The 25939-nt window shown below is 63.1% G+C and carries 20 protein-coding genes; 11 read left to right on the top strand and 9 right to left on the bottom strand.

Annotated elements, in window-relative coordinates; all coding sequences use genetic code 11:
- Positions 1-40 precede the first annotated feature (40 nt).
- The 7 genes from ACIOVF_RS00435 to ACIOVF_RS00405 all read right to left on the bottom strand — a co-directional run bounded on the left by ACIOVF_RS00435 (position 41) and on the right by ACIOVF_RS00405 (position 6682).
- A complete protein-coding gene (locus tag ACIOVF_RS00435) occupies positions 41-1186 on the bottom strand; it encodes a DUF1624 domain-containing protein (protein ID WP_401286532.1) in 1146 nt (381 codons plus the stop codon).
- Between the two features lie 189 nt (positions 1187-1375).
- Complete coding sequence (locus ACIOVF_RS00430) at positions 1376-2164, bottom strand: amino acid ABC transporter ATP-binding protein (protein ID WP_401286530.1); 789 nt, start codon at positions 2162-2164, stop codon at positions 1376-1378.
- Between the two features lie 18 nt (positions 2165-2182).
- Positions 2183-3424: an NAD(P)/FAD-dependent oxidoreductase gene (locus ACIOVF_RS00425; protein WP_401286528.1), complete on the bottom strand. Its 1242-nt coding sequence runs from the start codon at positions 3422-3424 to the stop codon at positions 2183-2185.
- A 25-nt stretch (positions 3425-3449) separates the two neighbouring features.
- Positions 3450-4160: an ABC transporter permease gene (locus tag ACIOVF_RS00420; protein WP_045198238.1), complete on the bottom strand. Its 711-nt coding sequence runs from the start codon at positions 4158-4160 to the stop codon at positions 3450-3452.
- On the bottom strand, positions 4157-4876 hold the full coding sequence (locus ACIOVF_RS00415; protein ID WP_045198240.1) for an ABC transporter permease: 720 nt from the start codon (positions 4874-4876) through the stop codon (positions 4157-4159). The genes ACIOVF_RS00420 and ACIOVF_RS00415 overlap by 4 nt, the downstream gene beginning before the upstream one ends.
- A 143-nt stretch (positions 4877-5019) precedes the next feature.
- Positions 5020-5778 carry a transporter substrate-binding domain-containing protein gene (locus tag ACIOVF_RS00410; protein ID WP_045198241.1) on the bottom strand — a complete coding sequence of 253 codons (759 nt, stop codon included), beginning with the start codon at positions 5776-5778 and terminating at the stop codon, positions 5020-5022.
- Positions 5779-5812: 34 nt separating this feature from the next.
- Positions 5813-6682, bottom strand: a complete 870-nt coding sequence (locus ACIOVF_RS00405) for a MurR/RpiR family transcriptional regulator (protein WP_045198460.1) — start codon at positions 6680-6682, stop codon at positions 5813-5815.
- Between the two features lie 150 nt (positions 6683-6832).
- Here ACIOVF_RS00405 and ACIOVF_RS00400 point away from each other — a divergent pair, with 150 nt between their 5' ends.
- The 8 genes from ACIOVF_RS00400 to ACIOVF_RS00365 all read left to right on the top strand — a co-directional run bounded on the left by ACIOVF_RS00400 (position 6833) and on the right by ACIOVF_RS00365 (position 20691).
- Positions 6833-7858, top strand: coding sequence for an Ldh family oxidoreductase (locus tag ACIOVF_RS00400; RefSeq protein WP_401286525.1), 1026 nt, complete (start codon positions 6833-6835; stop codon positions 7856-7858).
- 131 nt (positions 7859-7989) lie between these two features.
- The gene (locus ACIOVF_RS00395) at positions 7990-9183 is read left to right on the top strand and encodes an aromatic amino acid transaminase (protein WP_401286523.1); all 1194 of its coding nucleotides are present in this window, start codon (positions 7990-7992) and stop codon (positions 9181-9183) included.
- A gap of 250 nt (positions 9184-9433) precedes the next feature.
- Positions 9434-10711, top strand: a complete 1278-nt coding sequence (locus tag ACIOVF_RS00390) for a serine/threonine transporter (protein ID WP_045198247.1) — start codon at positions 9434-9436, stop codon at positions 10709-10711.
- 159 nt (positions 10712-10870) lie between these two features.
- On the top strand, positions 10871-11371 hold the full coding sequence (gene tpx, locus ACIOVF_RS00385) for a thiol peroxidase (protein WP_195884259.1): 501 nt from the start codon (positions 10871-10873) through the stop codon (positions 11369-11371).
- Positions 11372-11605: 234 nt separating this feature from the next.
- Positions 11606-12889: an MdtA/MuxA family multidrug efflux RND transporter periplasmic adaptor subunit gene (locus ACIOVF_RS00380; protein ID WP_045198251.1), complete on the top strand. Its 1284-nt coding sequence runs from the start codon at positions 11606-11608 to the stop codon at positions 12887-12889.
- The gene (locus ACIOVF_RS00375) at positions 12886-15981 is read left to right on the top strand and encodes an MdtB/MuxB family multidrug efflux RND transporter permease subunit (RefSeq protein WP_045198253.1); all 3096 of its coding nucleotides are present in this window, start codon (positions 12886-12888) and stop codon (positions 15979-15981) included. The genes ACIOVF_RS00380 and ACIOVF_RS00375 overlap by 4 nt, the downstream gene beginning before the upstream one ends.
- A 121-nt stretch (positions 15982-16102) precedes the next feature.
- Complete coding sequence (locus tag ACIOVF_RS00370; RefSeq protein WP_258606905.1) at positions 16103-19210, top strand: efflux RND transporter permease subunit; 3108 nt, start codon at positions 16103-16105, stop codon at positions 19208-19210.
- A complete protein-coding gene (locus ACIOVF_RS00365; protein ID WP_093382187.1) occupies positions 19207-20691 on the top strand; it encodes an efflux transporter outer membrane subunit in 1485 nt (494 codons plus the stop codon). Before ACIOVF_RS00370 ends, ACIOVF_RS00365 begins: the two co-directional genes overlap by 4 nt.
- A 91-nt stretch (positions 20692-20782) precedes the next feature.
- Here the strand turns inward: ACIOVF_RS00365 and ACIOVF_RS00360 are convergent, their stop codons facing one another.
- Positions 20783-21919: a hypothetical protein gene (locus tag ACIOVF_RS00360; RefSeq protein WP_093382190.1), complete on the bottom strand. Its 1137-nt coding sequence runs from the start codon at positions 21917-21919 to the stop codon at positions 20783-20785.
- Here ACIOVF_RS00360 and ACIOVF_RS00355 point away from each other — a divergent pair.
- From ACIOVF_RS00355 to ACIOVF_RS00345, 3 genes are all read left to right on the top strand, one after another.
- The gene (locus ACIOVF_RS00355; protein ID WP_401286519.1) at positions 21918-22163 is read left to right on the top strand and encodes a hypothetical protein; all 246 of its coding nucleotides are present in this window, start codon (positions 21918-21920) and stop codon (positions 22161-22163) included. The two genes, ACIOVF_RS00360 and ACIOVF_RS00355, sit on opposite strands and share 2 nt — an antisense overlap.
- Positions 22164-22370: 207 nt before the next feature.
- Complete coding sequence (locus ACIOVF_RS00350; protein ID WP_401286517.1) at positions 22371-23306, top strand: hypothetical protein; 936 nt, start codon at positions 22371-22373, stop codon at positions 23304-23306.
- A gap of 207 nt (positions 23307-23513) precedes the next feature.
- Entirely contained in the window at positions 23514-25598 is a 2085-nt protein-coding gene (locus ACIOVF_RS00345; RefSeq protein ID WP_093382198.1) for a bifunctional diguanylate cyclase/phosphodiesterase, read from the top strand.
- Here ACIOVF_RS00345 and ACIOVF_RS00340 read toward each other — a convergent pair whose 3' ends face one another.
- Positions 25599-25859, bottom strand: coding sequence for a DUF1652 domain-containing protein (locus tag ACIOVF_RS00340; protein WP_045198261.1), 261 nt, complete (start codon positions 25857-25859; stop codon positions 25599-25601).
- Positions 25860-25939: the final 80 nt, after the last annotated feature.

The following is a 25939-nucleotide window of genomic DNA, read 5'->3' as shown; positions in this document are numbered from 1 at the left end:
TTGCCAGGCCTGCCCCTGATTGCAGCAGGGGCGGGCCTGTTCAGAAGTACTTCAGCCAACCGATATCGCGGCGCCGGGCCTTGAGCGCGGCGAACCAGCGCACCGGCGGATAGAGCGCAACGCTCAAGGCCATCGCCGTCAGCCATACCGACCAGACCCCGTCGAAACCAAAGTAGCTGCCCTGGTTCAGGCCAAAGCAGGCGACGCCGATCAGGTACAGCACTTTCAGTGCGTACAGGTGCAGCAGGTAGAAGAACATCGGCGCGGCACCGAATACGCTCAGCACCCGGATCGCACGGCTGCCTTGCAGGTGCTCGAACCTGCGCAGCAGCAACAGGCCGACGCCCAGGGTCAGGGCCAGGAACAGCAGCGATGGCGGGTATTTGGTGATGTTGAAAAAGCTCATCAGCGTGCGCAACGTGGTTTCGCCAACCTGCCACCGGGCTTCGCCGTAACCGTTGAGCAATCGCAGCAGCAGGAAGCCGGCGAGGGCACCGAGGCCGGTCAGCAGCAACGTGCGCTGACGTGCCTGCGCATCTGCACCTTGGGCAAACCAGGGGCCCATGGCATAGCCCAGGGCAATTACGCCGATCCATGGCAGCAACGGGTACGAGGTACGCAGGCGCAAGTTGTCGGCTACCTCGATCCAGCCACGGTCATGCAGGATCGCCCAAGGGACATGCAGCGCCGAGCCCGCAGCGAAGTGCAGCGGGTCGAGCAGGTTGTGCCCGGCGACGATCAGCACGCCGATTACCACCAGCAGCGGGCGCGGCAGCCACACCAGGCCGGCCAGGGCGATCATGCTCAAGCCAATGGCCCAGATCACCTGCAGGTAGATCACCTTGGGCGGCAGTTCCAGGGTCCAGGCCAGGCTGACCAGGGTGAACTCCAGCAGCACCAGGACCAGGCCACGCTTGAACAGGAAGGCCGAAACCGCAGCCTTGCCCTGGTGCTTTTCGCCATACAGGTAAGCCGACAAACCGGTCAGCAGGACAAACACCGGCGCACACAGGTGGGCGAGGGTACGGCTGAGGAACAGCCAGGGGTCGGTGCTGGCGACATCCATCGGGTCGCTGACCTGGCGGTGCAGAAAGAAGGTTTCGCGTACATGGTCAAGGAGCATGAAGACAATGACCAGGCCGCGCAGGGCGTCGATGCAAAGCAGGCGGTGGGTGGCGGGTGGCATGGGTGAGGTGGCGGTCGCTGAGTGATTGGGTGATGCGTTATAACATAACTAGTATTTCTCGCAAGCAAACCAGGGCTGCTACGCAGCCCATCGCCGGCAAGGCCGGCTCCCACAGATCCTCAGTGCTGCAGAGATCTCTGTGGGAGCTGGCTTTGCCAGCGATGCAAGGCGAAGCCTTGCCCAAAGGCCTCAGTGCAGTATCTGCGCCAGAAAGCCCTTGGCCCGCGCACTCTGCGGGTTACTGAAGAACGTCTCGGGCGCTGCGTCTTCAATGATCTGCCCGCCATCGAGAAACAGCACCCGCTCGGCCACCTGGCGGGCGAAGCCCATTTCATGGGTAACGCAGAGCATGGTCATGCCGGTATCGGCCAGTTTCACCAGCACATCCAGCACTTCGGCGACCATCTCCGGGTCCAGCGCCGAGGTCGGTTCGTCGAACAGCATGATCTTCGGCTTCATGCACAGCGCCCGGGCGATCGCCACCCGTTGTTGCTGGCCGCCAGACAACTGGCTGGGGTATTTGCCGGCCTGGCTTTCGATCCCGACCTTGTTCAGGTAAAAGCGCGCGCGGTCTTCGGCCTCCTTGCGCGACAGGCCGCGCACGCTCATCGGCGCCAGGGTGCAGTTGTCGAGCACGCTCATGTGCGGGAACAGGTTGAAATGCTGGAACACCATGCCGATTTCGCTGCGCACCTCGGCGGCCTGGCGGGTGGTCAGGGCAAGATCGGTGTCGTTGACGCGGATGTTGCCCTGTTCGGCGATTTCCAGGCGGTTGATGCAGCGGATCAGCGTCGATTTGCCCGAACCGGAAGGGCCGCACAAGACGATACGCTCGCCCTCGCGCACCTGCAGGTTGATGTCGCGCAGCACATGGAAGGCGCCGTAGTGCTTGTTCAGGCCCTCGATGGTCACCACGACCTTGCGCGGGTCGGCGGCAAGGGCAGGGGTTGGGGTAGCAAGGCTCAGTGAAGCGGTCATGTTGTTATTCTCCCGCGATCAGTTGAAGCGGTCCGCGCGGTACGGCGCAGGGTCGGTAAAGGGTGTTTCGCCGGTGATCATTTGCGCCAGCAGGCGGCCGGTCACCGGGCCCAGGGTCAGGCCGTGGTGGGCATGGCCGAAGTTGAACCACAGGCCCTTGTGGCGCGCGGCCGGGCCGATTACCGGGCGCATGTCCGGCAGGCACGGGCGGCGGCCCAGCCAGGGTTCGGCATCGATCCGCTCGCCCAGCGGGAAGACCTTGCGCGCCAACGCTTCGCAGCGCTGCAACTGGATCTGGTTGGCGGCATCGCTGCTGGCGGCGAACTCGATGCCGGTGGTCAGGCGGATGCCCATGGCCATCGGCGCCAGCACGTAACCGCCCTGGGCATCGCAGATCGAATGCTTGAGCTCGGCGCCGTCACGGGCACGATAGTGCATGTGGTAGCCGCGCTTGATTTCCAGCGGAATGCGATAACCCAGCGGCTTGAACAGCTCGGCCGACTGCGGACCGAGGGCGATCACCACTTCCGGCGCGCTGATCGGCCCCTGGCGGCTATCGACCTGCCAGTCGCTGCCGATCTGGCGCAGGGTGCGGGCATCGCCGTGGATGAACTGGCCGCCACGCTGGACGAACAGCGCCGCATAGCCGCGGGTCAGGCCGCCGGGGTTGCTGACGGTCTTGGGGTCGAGCCAGTGAATACCGCCGACCACCTTGTCGCTGAGGTCCACTTCGCGCGCGTGCAGTTGCTGGCGGTCGAGAATTTCGTACTTCAAGCCATAAGCTTTCAGGGCATGGGCGTCGGCCACGGCTTTGCGGTAGGCCTCTTCATTGCGGTACACCTCGATCCAGCCGCTGGCCTTGACCAGCTCGCCGAGGCCTGCGGCATCGATCAGCGCGTCGTGTTCTTCGACACAGCGCTGCACCAGCGGCAGCATGGCCTGGGTGGCCACGGCAAGGCCGGCGGGCGAGGAGTTCTTCCAGTATTTGAACAGCCACGGGGCGATCCGCGGCAGGTGGGTGAAGCTGTAGCGCACGTCGGGTTGGCGGTTCAGGCCGTAACGCAACAGGCTCGACAGCTCATGGGGGAAGGCATAGGGGATGACGCTGGAGCGCTCGATCAGCCCGGCGTTGCCATGGCTGGTGCCGCTGCCGGGCTCTTCACGGTCGATCAGGATCACCTTGCGCCCGCGTGCCTGCAGGTGCAGGGCCGTGGACACGCCGACGATGCCGGCGCCCAGAACGATGGTTTGACAATGCATTGGAGCGGTCCTCACAAACAGGCGATCAGCGCAGGTGGCGGCCCAGGCGGGCTTCGATGTGTTTCAGGCTGCGCCGCACGATCTCGACGATCAGCAGGTAGAGCACGGCAGCCCACAGGTAGATCTGGAAGTCGAAACTGCGCGAGAACGCAAGCTTGGTCACGCCCATCAGGTCGTAGATGGTCACCAGCGAGGCAATCGCGCTGGCCTTGATCATCAGGATCAGTTCGTTGCCCAGCGGGCCGATGGCAACGATCAATGACTGCGGCAGGATCACTTTGAAGAAGGTGGTCGAGCGCTTCAGGCTCAGGGCCTTGGCGGCTTCGTACTGGCCGGGGGCGACCGCCAGCAGGCTGCCCCGAAAGATCTCCGCCTGGTAGGCGGCGGTGTTGAGGGTGAAGGCCAGCACCGTGCAGTACCAGGCATCGCGGAAGAACCACCACAGGCCAACCTCTTGCCAGAAGCCCTTGAGCGACCCCAGGCCGTAGTACAGCAAGAACAGCTGGGCCAGCAGCGGCGAGCCACGGAAGAAGTAGATGTAGCCGGCGCTCAGGCGTTGCAGCACCAGCTTGTCCGACAGCCGGGCCAGGGCCAGGAGCATGCCGAGCAGGGCGCCGAGGGTAAACGACAGTGCCACCAGCTTGCCGGTGACCAGCAGGCCGTCGATAAAACGCGGGCCGTAGCGTTCCAGCAGGTCGGGGTCGAGTACCAGCGCCAGCAGTTGTTCGAAGCTCATGTCCGTGCCCCCCGCAAATGGCGGCTGAAATACTGTTCGATGAAGCTGAACACCCGTCCCGACAGCGCCGAGAACAACAGGTAGCCAAGGCAGGCGACGCCGTAGAAGAACATCGGTTCCTTGGTCACGCTGACCGCGAGGTTGGTCTGGCGCATCAGGTCGACCAGGGAGATGGTCGAGACCAGTGAGGTGTCCTTGAGCAGCGACAGCCAGTTGTTCGACAGGCCCGGCAGGGCGATGCGTACCAGTTGCGGGAAGACCACCTTGCGAAAGGTCGTGGCCTTGCTCAAGCCCAGCGCCGCCGAGGCTTCGTACTGGCCCTTGGCGACGGTCTTGAACGCGGCCAGCCAGATCTCGCTGGAGAACGCGGCGAACACCAGGCTGAAGGCGATCATCGCCGCCAGGAAGGTGTTGATCAGCACTTCGCCTTCATAGCCCATGGCCAGGAGGATTTTCTGCGCGGCAATCTGGCAGCCGTAGTAGATGATCAGCAGCGTGAGCAGTTCCGGCAGGCCACGAAACACAGTAGAGAACACCGTCGCCGCAGCACGCGGGAAGCGCCTGGAGGAGCGGGCGGCGAGGGCCACGCCCAGGCCCAGCGGCAGGCCGATGGGCAGGCAGGCCAGGGCCAGGGAAATGGTCACCAGGGCGCCGGCCAGCAAAGCCTGGCCCCAGCCGCCGCTGGCGAAGGAAAGCAGTGACAGTTGTTCGAGCATGCTCAAACCCTCTCGCAAGACAGACACACAGCCCCGTGGGAGCCGGCCTTGCCGGCGATGGCATCGACACGCAGTCAGTCAGTGCGCGGCGTCTGCATCGCTGGCAAGGCCAGCTCCCACAGGTCCCTCACAGGACGTGAGATTTACTGATAGATATCGAAGTCGAAGTAGCGACTGGCGATCTTCTGGTAGGTGCCGTTGGCGACGATTTCGTCCAGGGCCTTGTTCAGGCGTTCGCGCAGCGCTTGGTCTTCCTTGCGCACAGCAATCGAGGCGTCGGCCTTGGTGCCGTTGACGTCGCCAAGGATCTTGCAGCAGTCCTTGCCGGCCTTGCCCAACCATTCGGTCAGCGGGAACTTGTCGGCAATCACCCCGTCCAGGCGCCCGGCGGCGAGGTCGGCGTTGGCTTCATCAAGGGTCGGGTAGAGTTTGACGTCGGCACCGGCCTTGCCATAGACGTCCTCGGCATAGATAGCCTGGGTCGAGGAGGATTGCGCGCCGACCGTGTAGCCTTTGAAGGTGGTCTGTGCGTCGGTGATGTCGCTGTCCTTGGCCACGGCCACCGACAACGGGGTCTTGTAGTAGTGGTTGGTGAAGGCGATCTTCTTGCGCCGCTCTTCGGTATCGATCATCGACGCCACCACGGCGTCGTACTTCTTGGCCATCAGGGCCGGGATGATGCCTTCCCAGTCCTGGGCCACCAGGGTGCATTCGACCTTCATCTGTTCGCACAGGGCGTGGCTGATGTCGACGTCGAAGCCATGAAGTTTGTTATCCGAATCAACGTAGTTGAACGGTGGGTAAGCGCCTTCGGTAGCGATCTTCAGGGTTTCGGCCTGGGCCAGGGTCGAGCCGGCGAGCAGCAGGGCGCAAGCCCCTGCGAAGCGGATAACAGGTTTCATGACACACCTCGATCTGTTGTTGTTTGCACTCTTGCTATTGTTTGCTCGTTGACGTGTAGCCAACGAATTCGTTGTGTAGAGCTGCAGTTGCTTCCAAGCGTTTTTCAACATCCGGTCCTAGCTTCTTGCAGACCTCGTTGACCATCAGGTGTACCCACGACAGCATCGTCGCGGTGGACTCCCAGAACAGATTGAATTCGGTGGGGATGCGAAACACCTCACTGGCGTTGGCATCGGCCCAGTCACAAAAAGTGTCGGTCACCAGGGTGACGGCAATGCCCGCGGCATGCGCCTTGCGGCACAGGTTCAGGGCATGGCGGGAATAGCGGCGGGCCTCGAACACCACGAGGGCGCAGTCGGCCGGGTCACTGAGCAGCACTTCGCCAAAATGCCCGGCACTGCCATCGACTACCTGCACGCCGTCGCGCAGGTATTGCAGCAGGTGCGCCATGCACTGGGCGATGCCGCGCTCGGTCTGAAAACCGGCGATAAACACCTTGCGCCGCTGCGCCAGCCGCTGGCTGACGGTATTCCAGGCCGGGGTGCGGCTGTATTCGTAAACCCGCACCAGGGCGCCGACCTCCTGCTCCAGGCTGCGTGCCAGGCCGGCGGCATCCTGGCCATGGCGTTGGCGAAATTCTTGCAGGCGATCACCGACCAGCCACGGGCCTTCGCCGAGGTCGTCCTTAAGATCGTGCTTGAGGGCCTTGAGGTGCTCGTAACCCAGCGAGCGGCAGAAGCGCCCGACACTCGACTCGCTGACGCCGATTTTCGCCGCCAGGCTTGCGGAGGTTTCGAACGGCAGGTCGGTGAGGTGGGCGAGCATGTAGCTGGCGATCTTGCGCCCCGACGCCGCTGCGTTGTGCAGGCTGTGTTCCAGGCGCTGTTTGATCGGTTGGCTCACAGGGCGATACTCGAAGGCGGTGGTCCGTGGAAACAGAAAATGAATGTTTTCTGTCATCAAGTCAACATTTGACAGTTTGCTGTCACTGGAGGAAAGTCTGGCCATTGCCCATCGCTGTCGCCCATTCCAAATCCAATAAGGGAGCTTCAGATGTCCGCACGTCCCGACACTGCTGTCGTGCAGATCGCCTTTGCCGACCTGCAGGCCTTGTTGCAGCGTATTTTCGTCCGTCATGGTTGCAGCGCAGCGGTCGCCCAGGCCCTGGCCTTCAACTGCGCCAGCGCCCAGCGCGATGGCGCCCACAGCCACGGTGTGTTCCGTATTCCCGGTTATGTCTCGACCCTGGAAAGTGGTTGGGTCGATGGCCAGGCCGTACCCGCTGTCGAAGACCTCGCCAGCGGTTATGTGCGCGTCGATGCCAAGGGCGGCTTTGCCCAGCCGGCCCTGGCCGCGGCGCGCGAGCTATTGGTGGCCAAGGCCCGCAGCGCCGGCATTGCCGTGCTGGCGATCCATAACTCGCACCATTTCGCCGCCCTCTGGCCGGATGTCGAACCTTTTGCCGATGAAGGCCTGGTGGCCCTGAGCGTGGTCAACAGCATGACCTGCGTGGTGCCCCATGGCGCCCGGCAACCGCTGTTTGGCACCAACCCGATTGCCTTTGCCGCGCCGTGCGCCGGCAGCGACCCGATCGTCTTCGACATGGCCACCAGCGCCATGGCCCATGGCGACGTGCAGATCGCCGCGCGCAAGGGTGAACGGCTGCCCGAAGGCATGGGCGTCGACAATAAAGGCGAACCGACCTGCGACCCGCAGGCGATTCTCGATGGCGGCGCGCTGCTGCCGTTTGGCGGGCACAAGGGCTCGGCGCTGTCGATGATGGTCGAACTGCTGGCGGCGGCGCTGACCGGCGGCAACTTCTCGTTCGAGTTCGACTGGTCGCAGCACCCAGGCGCGAAAACGCCCTGGAGCGGGCAGTTGATCATCGTCATCGACCCGGCCCGCTCAGTGGGTAACCGCTTTGCTGAACGCAGCCGCGAGCTGGTGCGGCAGATGCAGGCGGTGGGCCTGCAGCGCATGCCGGGTGAGCGGCGTTTTCGCGAGCGCGAGCAGTCGGCGAAGGAGGGCGTGAACCTGACAGTGGCGGAGCTTGAGCAGCTGCAGGGCTTGGCGGGGTAGGGCAGCCAGCCGATTACCGTGCATACATGCATAAATCAGTTGCACCAAGGGTAATGTTCCTCGGCCGCCAGTACAGGTATCCTCGACACAGCTTTTAGTCCGAACTGTCCTGACCCAAGGAGCTGTGCGCTGTGTTCAAACATGTCGATGCCTATGCCGGCGATCCGATTCTCTCCCTGATGGAGACCTTCAAGGCCGATCCGCGCGGCGCCAAGGTCAACCTGAGCATCGGCCTGTATTATGATGCCGCAGGCGTGGTGCCACAGCTGGCCGCGGTGCGCGAAGCCGAGCAGCGCTTTGCCGCCCAGCCTCACGAAGCCTCGATGTACCTGCCGATGGAAGGCCTGAACAGCTACCGCCAGGCGATCCAGGCGCTGTTGTTCGGTGCCGGCCACCCGGCGGTCGAGGCCGGTCGTGTGGCCACCGTACAGACCGTCGGCGGCTCCGGCGCGCTGAAAGTCGGTGCCGACTTCCTCAAGCGCTACTTCCCCGAGTCGCAGGTGTGGGTCAGTGATCCGACCTGGGACAACCACCGGGCGATCTTTGAAGGCGCAGGTTTCAAGGTCAACACCTACCCGTACTTCGACCCGGCCAGCCGCGGCGTCGACTTCGACGGCATGCTTGGCAGCCTCAGCGGCCTGCCGGCCAACAGCATCGTCCTGCTCCACCCGTGCTGCCACAACCCCACCGGCGTCGACCTGAGCCAGGCGCAGTGGCAGCAAGTGATCGAAGTGCTCAAGGCGCGCAACCTGATCCCGTTCCTCGACATCGCCTACCAGGGCTTTGGCGAAGGCCTGGACGCAGACGCCTACGCCATCCGTGAAGTGGCCCGCGCCGGCGTGCCGTGCCTGGTGAGCAACTCGTTCTCGAAAATCTTCTCGCTGTATGGCGAGCGGGTTGGCGGCCTGTCGGTGGTCTGTGACGACAGCGATACTGCACAAAGCGTGCTCGGCCAGCTCAAGGCCACCGTGCGCCGCAACTACTCCAGCCCGCCAAGCTTTGGCGCCCAGCTGGTGGCCGCGGTGCTCGGTGATGCCGAGCTCAATTCCCAGTGGGGAGCGGAAGTGGAGAAGATGCGCCTGCGTATCCTCGACATGCGCCAGGCCCTGGTCGATACCCTGGGTGACTTGCTGCCGGGCCAGGACTTCCAGTTCTTCCTGCGCCAGCGCGGCATGTTCAGCTACACCGGCTTTAGCGTCGAGCAGGTGCGTCGCCTGCGTGACGAGTTCGGTGTGTACCTGATCGACAGCGGCCGGGTGTGCATGGCCGGCCTGCGTCCGGACAACCTGCAACAGGTGGCCAAGGCGTTCGCTGCGGTTCAATAAGTAACTTTAATCGCGGGTCAAGCCCGCTCCCACAGTGACTCAGCTGATTTCAAGGATGGGGTAGCTCCTGTGGGAGCGGGCTTGACCCGCGATGCTTTCAACCCAAGGTGCAACCACTCCTCGGCCAGGGCTTTGCAAGTGCAACCAATCGGCGCACAATCGCGCCCCTCTTTGTATGGTCAAGAGGGGCGAAGCGTCTGTTTAGCCACTCCTGGCCCTGTTGCAGTCTTGCGAGTGGAGTTGCACCCGGATGAATGAGCAGGCCCCAAGCGTTGAACAACGCTTCGAATCGACCCCCGCCGCCCTCGGCAGCTGGGCCCGTCAGGACACTACCTGGATGCTGGGCCTGTTTGGCACGGCGATCGGCGCCGGGACCCTGTTCCTGCCGATCAACGCCGGCCTCGGCGGCTTCTGGCCGCTGCTGATCCTGGCGCTGCTGGCGTTCCCGATGACCTTCTACGCCCACCGCGGCCTGACCCGCTTCGTGCTCTCCGGGCGCGACGGCGCCGACATCACCGACGTGGTCGAAGAGCATTTCGGCCTGAGTGCCGGTGCCCTGATCACCTTGCTGTACTTTTTCGCCATCTTCCCGATCCTGCTGATCTACAGCGTGGCCCTGACCAACACCGTCGGCAGCTTCATGGAGCACCAGCTGCACATCGAGCCGCCACCGCGCGCGCTGCTGTCGTTCGTGCTGATCCTCGGCCTGCTGGCCATCGTGCGCTGCGGCGAGCAGGCCACGGTCAAGGTCATGAGCTGGCTGGTCTATCCGTTCATCGTCGCCCTGGCGTTCCTCGCGGTGTTCCTGATTCCGCACTGGAGTGGCGGTATCCTCAGCACCGCCACTGAAATGCCTTCGGGCTCGGCGTTCCTGCATACCCTGTGGCTGGCGATTCCGGTGATGGTCTTCTCGTTCAACCATTCGCCGATCATCTCGGCCTTTGCCGTTGACCAGAAGCGCCGTTATGGCGCGCATGCCGATGAGCGCAGCGGGCAGATCCTGTGCCGCGCCCACCTGCTGATGGTGGCCATGGTGATGTTCTTCGTGTTCAGTTGCGTACTGACCCTGACCCCGGCGCAACTGGCCGAAGCCAAGGCGCAGAACCTGTCGATCCTGTCGTACCTGGCCAACCATTTCAGCAACCCGACCATCGCCTTCGCCGCGCCGCTGATTGCCTTCATCGCCATCGCCAAGTCGTTCCTGGGCCACTACATCGGTGCCAGCGAAGGCCTCAAAGGCCTGGTGCTGAAGACCGGCAAGCGCCCGGGCGCCAAGGCCCTGGACCGCATGACCGCAGCCTTCATGCTGATCATCTGCTGGATCGTCGCCACCCTCAACCCGAGCATCCTCGGCATGATCGAGACCCTCGGCGGCCCGGTGATCGCCGCGATCCTGTTCCTGATGCCGATGTACGCCATCCGCAAGGTGCCGGCGATGAGCAAGTACCGCGGGCAGATGTCCAACGTCTTCGTCGTCGCCGTGGGCCTGGTGGCCATCTCGGCACTGGTGTACTCGCTGCTGAGCTGAAATGCCTGATTCGGGAGCCGGCAATCGGCTCCCGGACAACTAAAGATTGTCCACAAAAGTTGTCTGGCAATTCAACAATTTAACATTCGCCCATAGGTAGACGGGCACTTTCATGGTTAACTCTGGTCCTTTAATCACCCCCGCATAAGGACTTCGTTCATGGCTCAAGTGACTCTTAAAGGCAACCCGGTTCAGGTCAAAGGCGAACTGCCGAAAGTCGGCGCCCAGGCACCTGCGTTTTCCCTGGTTGGTGCAGGCCTTGCCGACGTGACCCTGGCTTCCCTGGCCGGCAAGCGCAAAGTGCTGAACATCTTTCCAAGCGTCGACACCCCGACCTGCGCCACTTCGGTTCGCAAGTTCAACGCCCAGGCCAACGAGCTGAACAACACCGTCGTCCTGTGCATCTCCGCCGACCTGCCGTTCGCGCAAGCGCGCTTCTGCGGTGCTGAAGGCCTGGAGAACGTGCAGAACCTGTCGCTGCTGCGCGGCCGTGAATTCTTCGGCAACTACGGTGTTGAAATCGCCGACGGCCCGCTGGCCGGCCTGACTGCCCGCGCCGTTGTTGTGCTGGACGAGAACGACAAGGTGCTGCACAGCGAGCTGGTTGGCGAAATCGCCGAAGAGCCGAATTATGAGGCTGCCCTGGCTGTTCTGAAGTAACAGTGACAGCCGATCGCGGGGCAAGCCCGCTCCTACACCATCCCTGTAGGAGCGGGCTTGCCCCGCGAAGAATTGCTAAGAGTTGTAACGGCCTGGCCCTCGTCCAGGCCGTTTTTATTTATAGTTCATTACGTTAGCTACGTAAGCTCAAGGTAAAGTGCCGGTAAAGGCGCTTTGCTTATCTGTCTGCAGTGCTTATCGTTCAGCCTCCTGAAAAGAATTCTTTCCCGCACAATGGTCGATCAACCGATGCTTTCTCGTTCCCGTTCCTCCCGTCGCTGGCTTGTCGGCCTGCTGATCCTGCTGCTGGTCGCCGGCCTGTGCTGGTGGCTGTGGCCGTCGCCGGCGGCGCACAAGGCCGGTGCCGCGCCGGGCGGCAAGGGCGGGCGGCCGGGTTTTGGCGCGTTCGGCGGGCCGGTACCGGTACGGGTCGAGCCGGCCACGGTTGGCGACTTCCCGGTATACCTCAAGGCCCTGGGCACGGTGACCGCGACCAACACGGTGAATGTGCGCAGCCGGGTCGGTGGCGAACTGGTCAAGGTCAACTTCCAGGAAGGCCAGAAGGTCAAGGCCGGCGACCTGCTGGCCGAGATCGACCCGCGCAGCTACCAGATCGCCCTGCAACAGGCCGAAGGCACCCTGGCGCAGAACCAGGCGCAACTGAAAAACGCCCAGATCGACCTGCAGCGTTATAAAGGCCTGTTCGCCGAAGACAGCATCGCCAAGCAGACCCTCGATACCCAGGAGGCACTGGTCGGCCAGTACCAGGGCACGATCAAGACCAACCAGGCGGCGGTAGGCGACGCCAAGCTCAACCTCGACTTCACCCGCATCCGCGCGCCGATCAGCGGCCGTCTGGGCCTGCGCCAGCTGGACGTCGGCAACCTGGTGGCGGCCAACGACACCACCGCGCTGGTGGTCATCACCCAGACCCAGCCAATCACCGTGGCCTTCACCTTGCCGGAAACAGAGCTGAACACGGTGCTGGCGCGCTACCGCAGCGGCGCGCAGTTGCCGGTCGAGGCCTGGGACCGCAGCGACAGCAAGCAACAGGCGGCAGGCGTGCTGCGCAGCCTCGACAACCAGATCGACACCACCACCGGCACCCTGAAGTTCAAGGCCTTCTTCGAAAACCAGGACGAAGCGCTGTTCCCCAACCAGTTCGTCAACGTGCGCCTGCTCGCCGATACCCTCAAGGATGTGGTGATGGCGCCGTCGGCGGCGATCCAGTTCGGCACCGACGGCTCGTTCGTCTATGTCATGGAAGGCGACAACAAGGTACGCATCCGCAAGCTCACGCTGGGCGCCAGCGATGGTGATCTCACCGTGGTCAACGAAGGCCTGGCCAAGGGCGAGCGGGTGGTGCTCGAAGGCACCGACCGCTTGCGTGATGGCAGCGAGGTAGAGGTGGTCAACGACAGCGCCGAAGTGCCGGTCACCCCTGGCCAGCACCTGCAGGGCCAGGACAAGAAAGAAGCCTCCGCCGCTGACGGCGCACAGGGCAAGGCCGGCGCATGAACCTCTCGCGGCTGTTCATCCTGCGCCCGGTGGCGACCACCCTGAGCATGCTGGCCATCGTCCTGGCCGGCCTGATCGCCTACAAGATGCTGCCGGTGGCGGCGCTGCCCCAGGTCGATTACCCGACCATCCGGGTGATGACCCTGTACCCCGGCGCCAGCCCCCAAGTGATGACCAGCGCGGTCACTGCGCCGCTTGAGCGCCAGTTCGGGCAGATGCCCGGGCTGACCCAGATGGCCTCGACCAGCTCCGGTGGCGCCTCGGTGCTGACCCTGCGCTTCAGCCTGGACATGAACATGGACGTTGCCGAGCAACAGGTGCAGGCGGCGATCAACGCAGCCAGCAACCTGCTGCCCAGCGACCTGCCGGCGCCACCGGTGTACAACAAGGTCAACCCGGCCGACACGCCGGTGCTGACTCTGGCGATTTCGTCGAAAACCATGCCGCTGCCCAAGCTCAACGACCTGGTCGACACCCGCGTGGCGCAAAAAATCGCCCAGATCGGCGGCGTCGGCATGGTCAGCATCGCCGGCGGCCAACGCCAGGCGGTGCGGATCAAGGTCAACCCCGACGCCCTGGCCTCGGCCGGGCTCAACCTGGCCGACGTGCGCACCCTGATCGGCGCCTCCAACGTCAACCAGCCCAAAGGCAACTTCGATGGCCCGACGCGCGTATCGATGCTCGACGCCAACGACCAGCTGCGTTCGCCCGAGGAATACGCCAACCTGATTCTCGCCTACAACAACGGCGCGCCGCTGCGCCTCAAGGATGTCGCCGAGATCGTCGACGGCGCCGAAAACGAGCGCCTGGCGGCCTGGGCCAACCAGAACCAGGCGGTGCTGCTGAACATCCAGCGCCAGCCCGGGGCCAACGTCATCGAGGTGGTCGACCGGATCAAGGCGATGCTGCCGTCGATCACCGACAACCTGCCGGCGGGCCTGGATGTCAGCGTGCTCACCGACCGCACCCAGACCATCCGCGCCTCGGTCAAGGACGTGCAGCACGAGCTGCTGATCGCCATCGCCCTGGTGGTCATGGTCACCTTCATCTTTTTGCGCCGCTTCAGCGCCACCATCATCCCCTCGGTGGCTGTGCCGCTGTCGCTGATCGGCACCTTTGCGGTCATGCACCTGGCCGGGTTCTCGATCAACAACCTGACCCTGATGGCCCTGACCATCGCCACCGGCTTTGTGGTCGACGATGCCATCGTCATGCTGGAGAACATCTCGCGGCATATCGAAGAGGGCGAAACGCCGATGCAGGCGGCGCTCAAAGGCGCGCGGCAGATCGGCTTCACCCTGGTTTCGCTGACCTTCTCGCTGATTGCGGTACTGATCCCGCTGCTGTTCATGGCCGATGTGGTCGGCCGGCTGTTTCGCGAATTCGCCATCACCCTGGCGGTGGCGATCCTGATTTCCCTGGTGGTGTCGCTGACCCTGACGCCGATGATGTGCGCGCGCTTGCTCAAGCGCGAACCGAAGGAGGAAGAGCAGGGGCGTTTCTACCGTGCCAGCGGCGCCTGGATCGACTGGATGATCGACTACTACGGCCGTGGCCTGCAGTGGGTGCTCCGCCACCAGCCGCTGACCCTGCTGGTGGCCGTGGCGACCCTGGGCCTGACCGTGCTGCTGTACCTGGTGGTGCCCAAGGGCTTCTTCCCGGTGCAGGACACCGGGGTGATCCAGGGTATTTCCGAGGCGCCGCAGTCGGTGTCGTTCAGCGCCATGAGCCAGCGCCAGCAGCAGCTCAGCGCGGTGATCCTCAAGGACCCTGCGGTGCAGAGCCTGTCGTCGTACATCGGCGTCGATGGCGACAACGCCACGCTTAACAGTGGTCGCCTGCTGATCAACCTCAAGCCCCATGGCGAGCGTGACCTCACCGCAGCCCAGGTGATTGCCCGCCTGCAACCGGAGGTCGACAAGCTGGTCGGCATCCGCCTGTTCATGCAGCCGGTGCAGGATTTGAGCATCGAAGACCGGGTCAGCCGCACTCAGTACCAGTTCAGCCTGTCCTCGCCGGATGCCGAGCTGCTGGCGCAGTGGAGCGCCAAGCTGGTCGATGCCCTGCAGCAACGCCCGGAACTCACCGATGTCGCCAGCGACCTGCAGGACAAGGGCCTGCAGGTATTCCTGGTGATCGACCGCGACGCCGCCAGCCGCCTGGGCATCAACGTCGCCGACATCACCAACGCCCTCTACGATGCCTTCGGTCAGCGGCAGATCTCGACCATCTACACCCAGGCCAGCCAGTACCGCGTGGTGCTGCAGGCCGAGGCGGCGTCGAGCATCGGCCCGCAGGTGCTCGAGCAGATTCACGTCAAGGCTGCCGACGGCGGCCAGGTGCGGCTGTCGAGCCTGGCGCGCATCGAGCAGCGCCAGGCGCAACTGGCGATTGCCCATATCGGCCAGTTCCCGGCGGTGATGATGTCGTTCAACCTTGGCGACGGCGTGGCCCTCGGCGAGGCGGTCAAGGTCATCGAGCAGGTGCAGCAGGACATCGGCATGCCGGTGGGCGTGCAAACCCGCTTCCAGGGCGCGGCCGAAGCCTTCCAGGCCTCGCTGTCGAGCACCTTGCTGCTGATCCTGGCGGCGGTGGTGACCATGTACATCGTGCTTGGCGTGCTCTACGAGAGCTACATCCACCCGGTGACCATCCTCTCGACCCTGCCGTCGGCGGCGGTGGGCGCCTTGCTGGCGTTGATCCTCTCCGGTAACGACCTAGGCATGATCGCCATCATCGGCATCATTTTGCTTATCGGTATCGTCAAGAAGAACGCGATCATGATGATCGACTTCGCCCTGGAGGCCGAGCGCAACCAGGGCATGGCCCCGGAAGCGGCCATCTACCAGGCCGCGCTGCTGCGCTTCCGGCCGATCCTGATGACCACGTTGGCAGCACTGTTCGGCGCCATCCCGCTGATGCTCGCCAGCGGCTCGGGGGCCGAACTGCGCCAGCCCCTGGGCCTGGTGATGGTTGGCGGGCTGCTGGTCAGCCAGGTGCTGACGCTGTTCACTACGCCTGTCATCTATTTGTACTTTGATCGGTTGTCGAGGCGCCTTCGCTCCCGTGGCCTGACTGGAGACTTGGTGTGATCGGGGCCAGCTACAAGCTGCAAGCTACAAGCTGCAAGCGGTCCGGTGTTCGATCTGTGGATCGAAGGTCACCTCAAGTTGCTTGCAGCTTGCAGCTTGCAGCTTGCAACTGGGGCCGCCCATGAACCTCTCAGCTCCGTTCATCGCCCGCCCAGTGGCGACCATGCTCCTGAGCCTGGCGATCATGCTGCTTGGCGGTGTCAGCTTTGGCCTGTTGCCGGTGGCGCCGCTGCCTCAGATCGAGTTCCCGGTGATCGTGGTCCAGGCCAACCTGCCGGGCGCCAGCCCCGAGGTCATGGCCTCGACCGTGGCCACGCCGCTGGAGCGCTCGATGGGCGCGATCTCCGGGGTGACCACCCTTACCAGCAGCTCGAGCCAGGGCTCGACGCGGGTGATCCTCGGTTTCGACCAGGGCCGCGACATCGACGCCGCCGCGCGCGAGGTGCAGGCGGCGATCAATGCCTCGCGCAACTTGCTGCCCAGCGGCATGCGCAGCATGCCCACCTACAAGAAATACAACCCGTCCCAGGCGCCGATCATGGTCCTGGCGCTGACCTCAAGCGTGCTGCAGAAGGGCCAGTTGTACGACCTGGCCTCGACCATCCTGTCCCAGAGCCTGTCGCAGGTGCCGGGGGTCGGCGAAGTGCAGATCGGCGGCAGTTCGCTGCCGGCGGTGCGGGTCGAGCTCGAGCCGCACTTGCTCAACCAGTACGGCGTGTCCCTGGACGACGTGCGCCAGACCATCGCCAACGCCAACCAGCGCCGGCCCAAGGGCTTTGTCGAAGACAGCCAGCGCAACTGGCAGGTGCAGGCCAACGACCAGCTGGAGAAAGCCAAGGACTACGAGCCGCTGGTGATTCGCTACCAGGATGGCGCGGTGCTGCGCCTGAGCCATGTGGCCAGGGTCAGCGACGCGGTGGAGAACCGCTACAACAGTGGTTTCTTCAATGACCAGGACGCGGTGCTGCTGGTGATCAACCGCCAGACCGGCGCCAACATCATCGAGACCGTCAACAAGATCAAGGAGCAGTTGCCGGCCCTGGAGTCGCTGATGCCGGCCAGCGTCAAACTGGACGTGGCCATGGACCGCTCGCCGGTGATCAAGGCGACCCTCAAGGAAGCCGAGCACACCCTGATCATCGCCGTGGTGCTGGTGGTACTGGTGGTGTTCCTGTTTCTCGGCAACCTGCGCGCCTCGCTGATCCCGACCCTGGCGGTGCCGGTGTCGCTGGTCGGCACCTTCGCGGCCATGTACCTGTGCGGCTTTTCTCTGAACAACCTGTCGCTGATGGCGCTGATTCTTGCCACCGGCCTGGTGGTGGATGACGCCATCGTGGTGCTGGAGAACATCTCCCGGCATATCGACGAAGGCGTACCGCCGATGCGCGCGGCGTACATGGGTTCCAAGGAGGTGGGCTTCACCTTGCTGTCGATGAACCTGTCGCTGGTGGTGGTGTTCGTCTCGATCCTGTTCATGGGCGGCATCGTCGGCTCGCTGTTTCGCGAGTTCTCGATCACCCTGGCAGTGGCGATCCTGGTCTCCCTGCTGGTGTCGCTGACGCTGACGCCGATGCTCTGCGCACGTTGGCTCAAGCCCCACGCCGAGGGGCAACAGACCCGCCTGCAACGCTGGAGCGAGCAGCTCAACCAGCGCATGATGGCCGGCTACGGGCGCAGCCTTGACTGGGTCATGCGCCACCGGCGCCTGACCCTGTTGAGCCTGCTGGTGACCATCGCGGTCAACATCGCCCTGTACGTGGTGGTGCCCAAGACCTTTTTGCCGCAGCAGGACACCGGCCAGCTGATGGGCTTTGTCCGCGGCGACGACGGTCTGTCGTTCCAGGTCATGCAGCCGAAGATGGAGATCTTCCGCCGCGCCTTGCTGGCCGACCCGGCAGTGGAAAGCGTTGCCGGCTTCATCGGTGGCAACAGCGGCACCAACAACGCCATGGTACTGGTGCGCCTCAAACCGATCAGCGAGCGCAAGGTCTCGGCGCAGAAGATCATCGAGCGCCTGCGCAAAGAGATGCCCAAGGTGCCCGGCGGGCGGCTGTTCCTGATGGCCGACCAGGACTTGCAGTTCGGCGGCGGTCGCGATCAGAGCAGCTCGCAGTTCCTCTACACCCTGCAAAGCAGCGAGCTTTCGGCCCTGCGCGAGTGGTACCCGAAGGTGGTCGCGGCGTTCAAGAGCCTGCCGGAGCTGACCGCCATCGACGCCCGTGAAGGCGGCGGCACCCAGCAGATCACCCTGGTGGTCGATCGCGAGCAGGCCAAGCGCCTGGGCATCGACATGAGCATGGTCACCTCGGTGCTCAACAACGCCTACAGCCAGCGGCAGATCTCGACCATCTACGACAGCCTCAACCAGTACCAGGTGGTGATGGAGATCAACCCCAAATATGCCCAGGACCCGCGCACCCTCGAGCAGGTCCAGGTGATTACCGCCGATGGCGCGCGGGTACCGCTGTCCACCTTCGCCCATTACCAGAACAGCCTGGCCGATGATCGCGTCAGCCACGAAGGCCAGTTTGCCTCCGAGAGCATCAACTTCGACATTGCCGAAGGCTACAGCCAGGACCAGGCTTTGGCCGCTGTGGAGCGGGCAGTGGCCAAGGTCGGCCTGCCCGAGGACGTGATCGCCAAGCTCGGCGGTACCGGCGATGCCTTCGCCGAAAGCCAGAAGGGCCAGCCGTTCATGATTCTCGGCGCCTTGCTGGCGGTGTACCTGGTGCTGGGCATTCTCTACGAAAGCTACATTCACCCGCTGACCATCCTCTCGACCCTGCCATCGGCCGGGGTAGGGGCCTTGCTGACCTTGTATGTGGTCGGCAGCGAGTTCAGCCTGATCTCCCTGCTGGGCCTGTTCCTGCTGATTGGCGTGGTGAAGAAGAACGCGATCATGATGATCGACCTGGCCCTGCAGCTGGAGCGCCACGAGCACCTGAGCCCGGAGGAGTCGATCCGCCGTGCCTGCCTGTTGCGCCTGCGGCCGATCCTGATGACCACCCTGGCGGCCATCCTCGGCGCCTTGCCGCTGCTGCTCAGCCACGCCGAAGGCGCCGAGATGCGCCAGCCCCTGGGCCTGACCATCATCGGCGGGCTGGTCTTCAGCCAGATCCTCACGCTTTACACCACCCCGGTGGTCTACCTCTATCTGGACCGCCTGCGCCATCGCTTCAACCGCTGGCGCGGCGTGCGTACCGACGCTGCTTTGGAAACCCCGCTATGACCCGACGTCCGCTTCTTTCCGACCGTTCGCTGCAGCCGTTGCTGGCTGCCCGCGGCTCGCGCCTGCTGGCCTCGGCCCTGTGCCTGGGGATGCTCAGCGCCTGTACCCTGAGCCCGGACTACCACCGGCCCGAAACCCCGGCGCCGGTGGCCTTCAAGCACGCCGAAGGCTGGACCCAGGCCAACCCCTCGGACGCCATCGCCCGCGGCGCCTGGTGGGAGCTGTACGGCGACGCCCAGCTCAACGGCCTGGTCGAGCAGCTCAACGCCGGCAACCAGACCGTCGCCCAGTACGAAGCCCAGTACCGCCAGGCCCAGGCCCTGGTGCGTAGCGCCCGCGGCGCCCTGTTCCCAAGCCTCGACCTGTCGGCCGGCAAGACCCGCTCAAGCCAGGGCACCGGCAGCTCGAGTTCGAGCCTGAGCAACAACAGCAGCGGCATCCGCAACACCTACAACACCCAGCTGGGGGTGAGCTGGGAGGCCGACCTGTGGGGCAAACTGCGTGACGGCCTGGCCGCCAACCAGGCCAGCGCCGAGGCCAGCCTCGCCGACATGGCGGCGATCCGCCTGAGCCTGCAGTCGGAGCTGGTGCAGAACTACCTGCAACTGCGGGTGATCGACGAGCAGAAGCGCTTGCTCGAGGCCACCGTCGAGGCCTATGAGCGTTCGCTGAAAATGACCGAGAACCAGTACCGTGCCGGGGTCTCGGGCAAGGACGCCGTGGCCCAGGCGCAGACCCAGCTGAAAAGCACCCAGGCCGACCTGATCGACCTGGTGTGGCAGCGCGCGCAGCTGGAAAACGCCATTGCCGTGCTGCTCGGCAAGGCCCCGGCCGAGTTCGCCCTGGCCGACAGCAAGGACATCCCGGCCCTGCCGCAAGTGCCGCTGGCCTTGCCTTCGCAACTGCTGGAGCGCCGCCCGGACATCGCCAAGGCCGAGCGTAACGTGATGTCGGCCAACGCCAGCATCGGCGTGGCCCGCGCCGCCTACTTCCCGGACCTGACCCTGAGCATGAGCGGCGGCTACAGCAGTAGCAGCTTCAGCGACTGGATCAGCCTGCCGAACCGCTTCTGGTCGGTCGGCCCGCAACTGGCCATGACCCTGTTCGACGCCGGCCAGCGCGCGGCAGAAGTCGACCGCAGCGAAGCGGTCTACGACCAGACCGTGGCCCAGTACCGGCAGACCGTGCTCGACGGCTTCAAGGAAGTGGAAAACTACCTGGTACAGCTCAAGGTCTATGAAGACGAAGCGCGGGTGCGCAGCGAAGCCCTGGCCTCGGCCCGCGAATCCCTGCGCCTGACCAACAACCAGTACAAGGCCGGGCTGATCGCCTACCTGGACGTGGTCAACGTGCAGACCACCGCCCTGAGCAACGAGCGCAGCGTGCTCAACCTGCTACAGGGGCGGCTGGTGGCGAGCGTGCAGTTGATCGCGGCGCTGGGTGGGGGCTGGGAGGCGCAGGCGGCGTTTGCCGAGCAGTAAAGCGCGAGCACTCAGCCAGAAGGCTTCAGCTGAAATACTGCTGGGGGCCTGAGCCGCCCTGCAATTACGCTTGGCTGGCAACAAAACTCGCTCAATGGTTCATCCGGTATCCGCCGCCGGGTGTACCTTCATGCAGCGCCGCCTGAATGCGTTCGTAAAGCGCATTGGCCTCTTCGGTTGCGATAGATCGTGAGCTGTCCCGTAGCACTACGCTGAGTAATACGTTTTCTTGCCCCGGCAACAGGCCGAGACGATCGATTGCCTGAGTTGGCAAGTCGCTTGCCGCCCAGCGTCCTTTTACTTGCATTTCTTCGATCCAGTTTGCCCTGTCCGCAGCAGCCACCAGCATTTTTTCAGTGAGCTCTTCTTCACTTTGGCCGGGCGATACGGCAAGGGAAATATCACGCGTGATGGAAGGCAGGCGGGAGACGGGGCTCCAGGGAAGAAGGTCGTGCATCTGCGCTTGCACGCGGGGATGCTCGTCTCTGAGCAGTCGTATATCGGGAATCCCTTTACGCAGCATGGTCAGGCGATCCAGGCCCATGCCCAGTGCCAGTCCGCCATGTTGATTCGGGTCGATACCCAGGCGTTGAAGAAGCGATGTGGCGATGCATCCGCATTCAAGCACTTCTACCGGCTGTTCTTCTGCAAGAAGGTTCACCTCGATTCCGCCTTCGGTGTAGTGATGCGGACTGTCGCTGTAAATCCAGGCCATGTCCGGCACCGCAATGTGAAGGATATCGCGGACCAGTCGCAGGAGTTCGGTTCGGGATGACAGGGCAGGGTCGCCGAGGACCCAAATGTCCATCTGATGGGGTTCTGCGCAATGCCAGCGATCGCGCGTGTCGCGCCGGAAGGTAATGCCGGGCGCAGCAATCATGATGAGTTCTTCAGGGCCCCGGCATCTCGCTGCGGCCTGCAGCGCTGCGGGAATCTGGCTGGTGGTCTGAGTTCGCAACAAGGTCAATTCATCTACCCAGCGAGTGTGCGCACTACCAAGCGTTATTTCGTCAGGGCTGTATCCCAGCAAGCCGTAGTTTTCCTCTGCGGTCACGACTCTGGGCCCGGTAACAAGTTGAGCCTCTGGCCATCCTTTGTGGCGCAGGCCTGAAATTATTTCCTGCTGCAGCAAATGAATTGCGTGAGAAGGCGATGACTTTTCCGATAGGTCTTTAAGTTCTAAAGAATATTTTAGTTTTTCTGTCGGAATTGTACGGTTTGTAGGCATGCGCTGTAGTTCCTGGGCTAAGGGTGGCGTGATGTTTAACTGTTTTTCATCGGGAGATCAAAAAACGTACTCTTGGTTTTTTCTTCGGCAAGTGGTTATCGGAAAAAAGGAAGTTTCTTTCGGTGTTCGGCTACATGTGGCGTTGGGTGTTAAACGGCTGGGCAAACATCTGCTGGAAGGCGTAGTTGAAATTAATCTAAAGAAGTTGATGAAAATAATTGCATCGGCTTTATTGAAGGCCTAAGAATAGATCGCTCCTCATTTGGAGGGGTGCCATCGGAACTTATTGAAGGAGAATGCGATGAAAGCTACAACGTCCACGTTAAAGCGCATGGCGCCGGGTCCTGACAATTTCGGCTGGGCACCACTTGCCTGGGCTCATGTTGAAGACTAAACCGTGAGTCATGGTAGAGAGGCGCGCCTCTCTACCATGAAACAAAGGAGGTGACAGATGTCTGCTGATCTATCCGGGTTTGACTGGGTTCGCAATGGCGAGGCAGTCATCGTTACCGACTCGTCTGAGCTTCAATCAATTTTGCAACGGCGAGGGGTCGCCACACAGAGCCTGCTGGAACTGGCCGAGTTGCCGCCAAGAAGCCTGGTGCTCTCGTTTTCGAAAGAGGCATCCAGGCATACCTTTGAAATTGCCACACACGGGGTCGGCAGGAAGTGCATTTTTTGTGCGTTGCATGTTTTTGAGGCGTCTGTGCAGCATGCGGAATATGCGATCAAAGCAATCGTTGGAAGTGATTTCAGTTCTTCGTTGGCTCAACAAGAAAAGCTCTTGGCCAAGCTCGACGATGCAAATGTCATTGTTGTTTCAGGCGGCTTTAACACAGGGCAAGCATTGATCCATTCAGACGCTGTGCCTTACGCCATGATAAGGGATGATGCAGAAGGGGACTACATTCATTCTGTCGCTGAGTTTTTTGAGGTTCACTACGCTCATATGCAAGCGGAAGCGCCTTGCCCATTTAGTTTTACTGGGCAGTTGCAAGTGGCAGGAATGCTGAGTGTCATAAGGAATGAGGGCTGGGCGCTACGCTCCGAACTCAAGGGTGAACTCGAGGGTCTTGCTCGCTCGGTGGCTGAATGTGGTGCGATTCTGAAGATTGTAGATAATACTGTTGTATCTTTTTTAGTGGCGGGGGAAGAGTGTTCTGATTTATTGGCAGTTGCCGCAGGCAAAAGAGGTCTACAACTTACCGAGTTTGCTATCGGTGTGAATCAATCGATTGCTCGTTTTATCGACTATAAGCTCAACTCTCAGCTCAATGAAGGTGTCGAGGGCATTCATGTTGCCATTGGCGACGGAGCCTCTGGGTACCACATTGACCTGTTGGTTCCTGAGGTCGAGTTAGCGTTTTCCAGCAAATGTCAGCATTAAGGGCGAGACGGGCGCTGCGCAACCGTCTTCGGCCTTGGGTCACCCGCGTTAGTGAGGGAAATCCAAAGGTTATCCGCTGTCTTTTACTGGCTGGGTCTGGTTTTCCAACCCACCGAAAACTCCGTGCGTTTCGCCAAAGGTTGAGTACAATCATCGGCTTTTATCCGGGCCTCGCCAGTGCCCGGTCTACGGGTTGTGGAAGGCCTCATGCTGATCGGTAGTTACTCTTCGTCGCTGGTATTGATTTCGCTGTGTGTGGCCATCCTTGCTTCGTATACCGCCCTCGACCTGGCCGGCCGGATCAACACCGCCAAAGGCCGTGCGGTGTACCTGTGGATCGGTGGCGGGGCGCTGGCCATGGGCATCGGGATCTGGTCGATGCACTTTATCGGCATGCTCGCCCTGAACCTGCCGATCGAGCTCGGTTATGACATTACCCTGACCCTGCTGTCGCTGCTGATCGCCGGGCTGTCGTCGGGTTTCGCCCTGTGGCTGGTCAGCCAGCCGACCTTGCCGTGGCTGCAACTGGGCGCTGGCGCGTTGATCATGGGCACCGGCATCAGCAGCATGCACTACACCGGCATGGCCGCGCTGCGCATGACCCCGGGCATCGACTACGACCCCGCGCTGTTCAGCGCCTCGCTGCTGATCGCTGTCGGCGCCTCGGCAGCGGCGTTGTGGATCGCCTTCCGCCTGCGCCAGCAAACCCTGTACGTGCGCCACTTGCGTGGCGGCGCGGCGATCATCATGGGCGTGGCGATCGTCGGCATGCATTACACCGGCATGGCCGCGGCGAACTTCCCCGAAGGCAGTTACTGCGGCGCCCTGGGCGGCGGCCTGAGCGGCAACGGCCTGGATTACCTGGTGCTGATCACCACCCTGGCAGTGCTGGCCGCAGCTTTGCTGACCTCGGTGCTGGATGCGCGCCTGGAAGCGCGCACCGCCGAGCTTGCCCGCTCGCTGACCCTGGCCAACCAGGAACTGACCCAACTGGCCCTGCACGACACCCTCACCAGCCTGCCCAACCGTACGCTGCTGGCCGACCGTATCGACCAGGCGATCAGCAAGGTGGCCGAGCAGGGCGGTTGTTTTGCGCTGATGTTCATCGACCTGGACGGCTTCAAGCCGGTCAACGATGCCTTCGGTCACCACATGGGCGACCAGTTGCTCAAGGAAGTCGCCCTGCGCCTGCGCGGCCACCTGCACAGCCAGGACACCCTGGCGCGGATCGGCGGCGATGAGTTCGTGCTGCTGGTCGAGCTGCAGGAAGCCGACGACGCCGTGGGCGTGGCGGCCAAGCAGGTCAACCTGATCTCGCGCAGCTTCCGCGTTGCTGAACAGAACCTGCAGATCTCGGCGAGTATCGGCATCGTCCTCTACCCGGGCAATGGTATCGACCAGCACGAACTGCTGCGCAACGCCGATGCGGCCATGTACCACGCCAAGAGCGCCGGCAAGAACGGCTACAGCTTCTTCGACGTGTCGATGAACAGCAACGCCCGCCTGCAACTGCAACTGCTGCAGGATTTGCGCGTGGCCCTGGAGCAGGGCCAGTTCCGCCTGTACTACCAACCCAAGTTCGACGCCCTCGAGTGCCAGCCGATCGGCGCCGAGGCCTTGCTGCGCTGGGAACACCCGCAACATGGCCTGCTGCTGCCTGACCGGTTCATCATCCAGGCGGAAAAAACCGGCCTGATCATCCCCATCGGCGAATGGGTGCTGGACGAGGCCTGCCGGCAGATGCGCATCTGGATCGACCGGGGCCACAGCAACTGGCGCATCGCCGTTAACCTGTCGGCCATCCAGTTCTGCCACACCGGGCTGGTCGAGAGCGTTGCCAGGGTGCTGGCGCGTCATCAGTTGCCGGCCAACAGCCTGACCCTGGAAATCACCGAAACCACCGCCATGCGCGATGCCGACGCCAGCATGCAGGTGCTGCAGCGGCTTTCGGACATGGGTGTGGACCTGTCTATCGATGACTTCGGTACCGGCTATTCGAGCCTGATGTACTTGAAGCGCCTGCCGGCCAACGAATTGAAGATTGACCGCGGCTTCGTGCGAGACCTGGAGCAGGACAGCGACGACGCTGCCATCGTTTCGGCCATCGTCGCGCTGGGCCAGGCCCTGGGCTTGCGGATTGTGGCCGAAGGGGTCGAGACCGACCGCCAGCAGAGCTTCCTGACCCGCCTGGGATGTGACTCGTTGCAAGGCTATCTGCTCGGCCAGCCACAGCCGGCCGAGCGCTTTATCGCCGATATCGAGCGCGGGCGCGAGCCCCGGGTTGTCAGCTGATCAGCCGACCGCGCGCAGGTTGCAGGACGGTTCGAAGGCGTCGAGTTCGGCCTCCACCGCTTCGATGATGCGCTCGACGTCTGCCGCGTGCATAAGCGTGGCGCAGGGAATGCCGGCAATCGCCAGCAAGGTTTCGCCGGTGGCCCGGTCGAACAGGCGCGCCACCATGCTGCGCGGGGCGTCCATGCTGGCCTCGAAGCCCAGCGGATGGAAATGCCAGCGCATCATCTGGCAGGCGTTGGGGAACGTCAGCTTGTTCATGCCGGCCTCCTTGTACGGTGAACCTCACGCAAGAATGGGCGGGTCGGTGCGACCCGGCGGGAAACCTAAACATAGCATTG

It is taken from the genome of Pseudomonas sp. NPDC087612, from assembly GCF_044743505.1.
Taxonomy (GTDB): Bacteria; Pseudomonadota; Gammaproteobacteria; order Pseudomonadales; family Pseudomonadaceae; genus Aquipseudomonas.
Note: the sequence above shows the minus strand (reverse complement) of the source record. Positions and strands in the feature narration are given on the sequence as shown.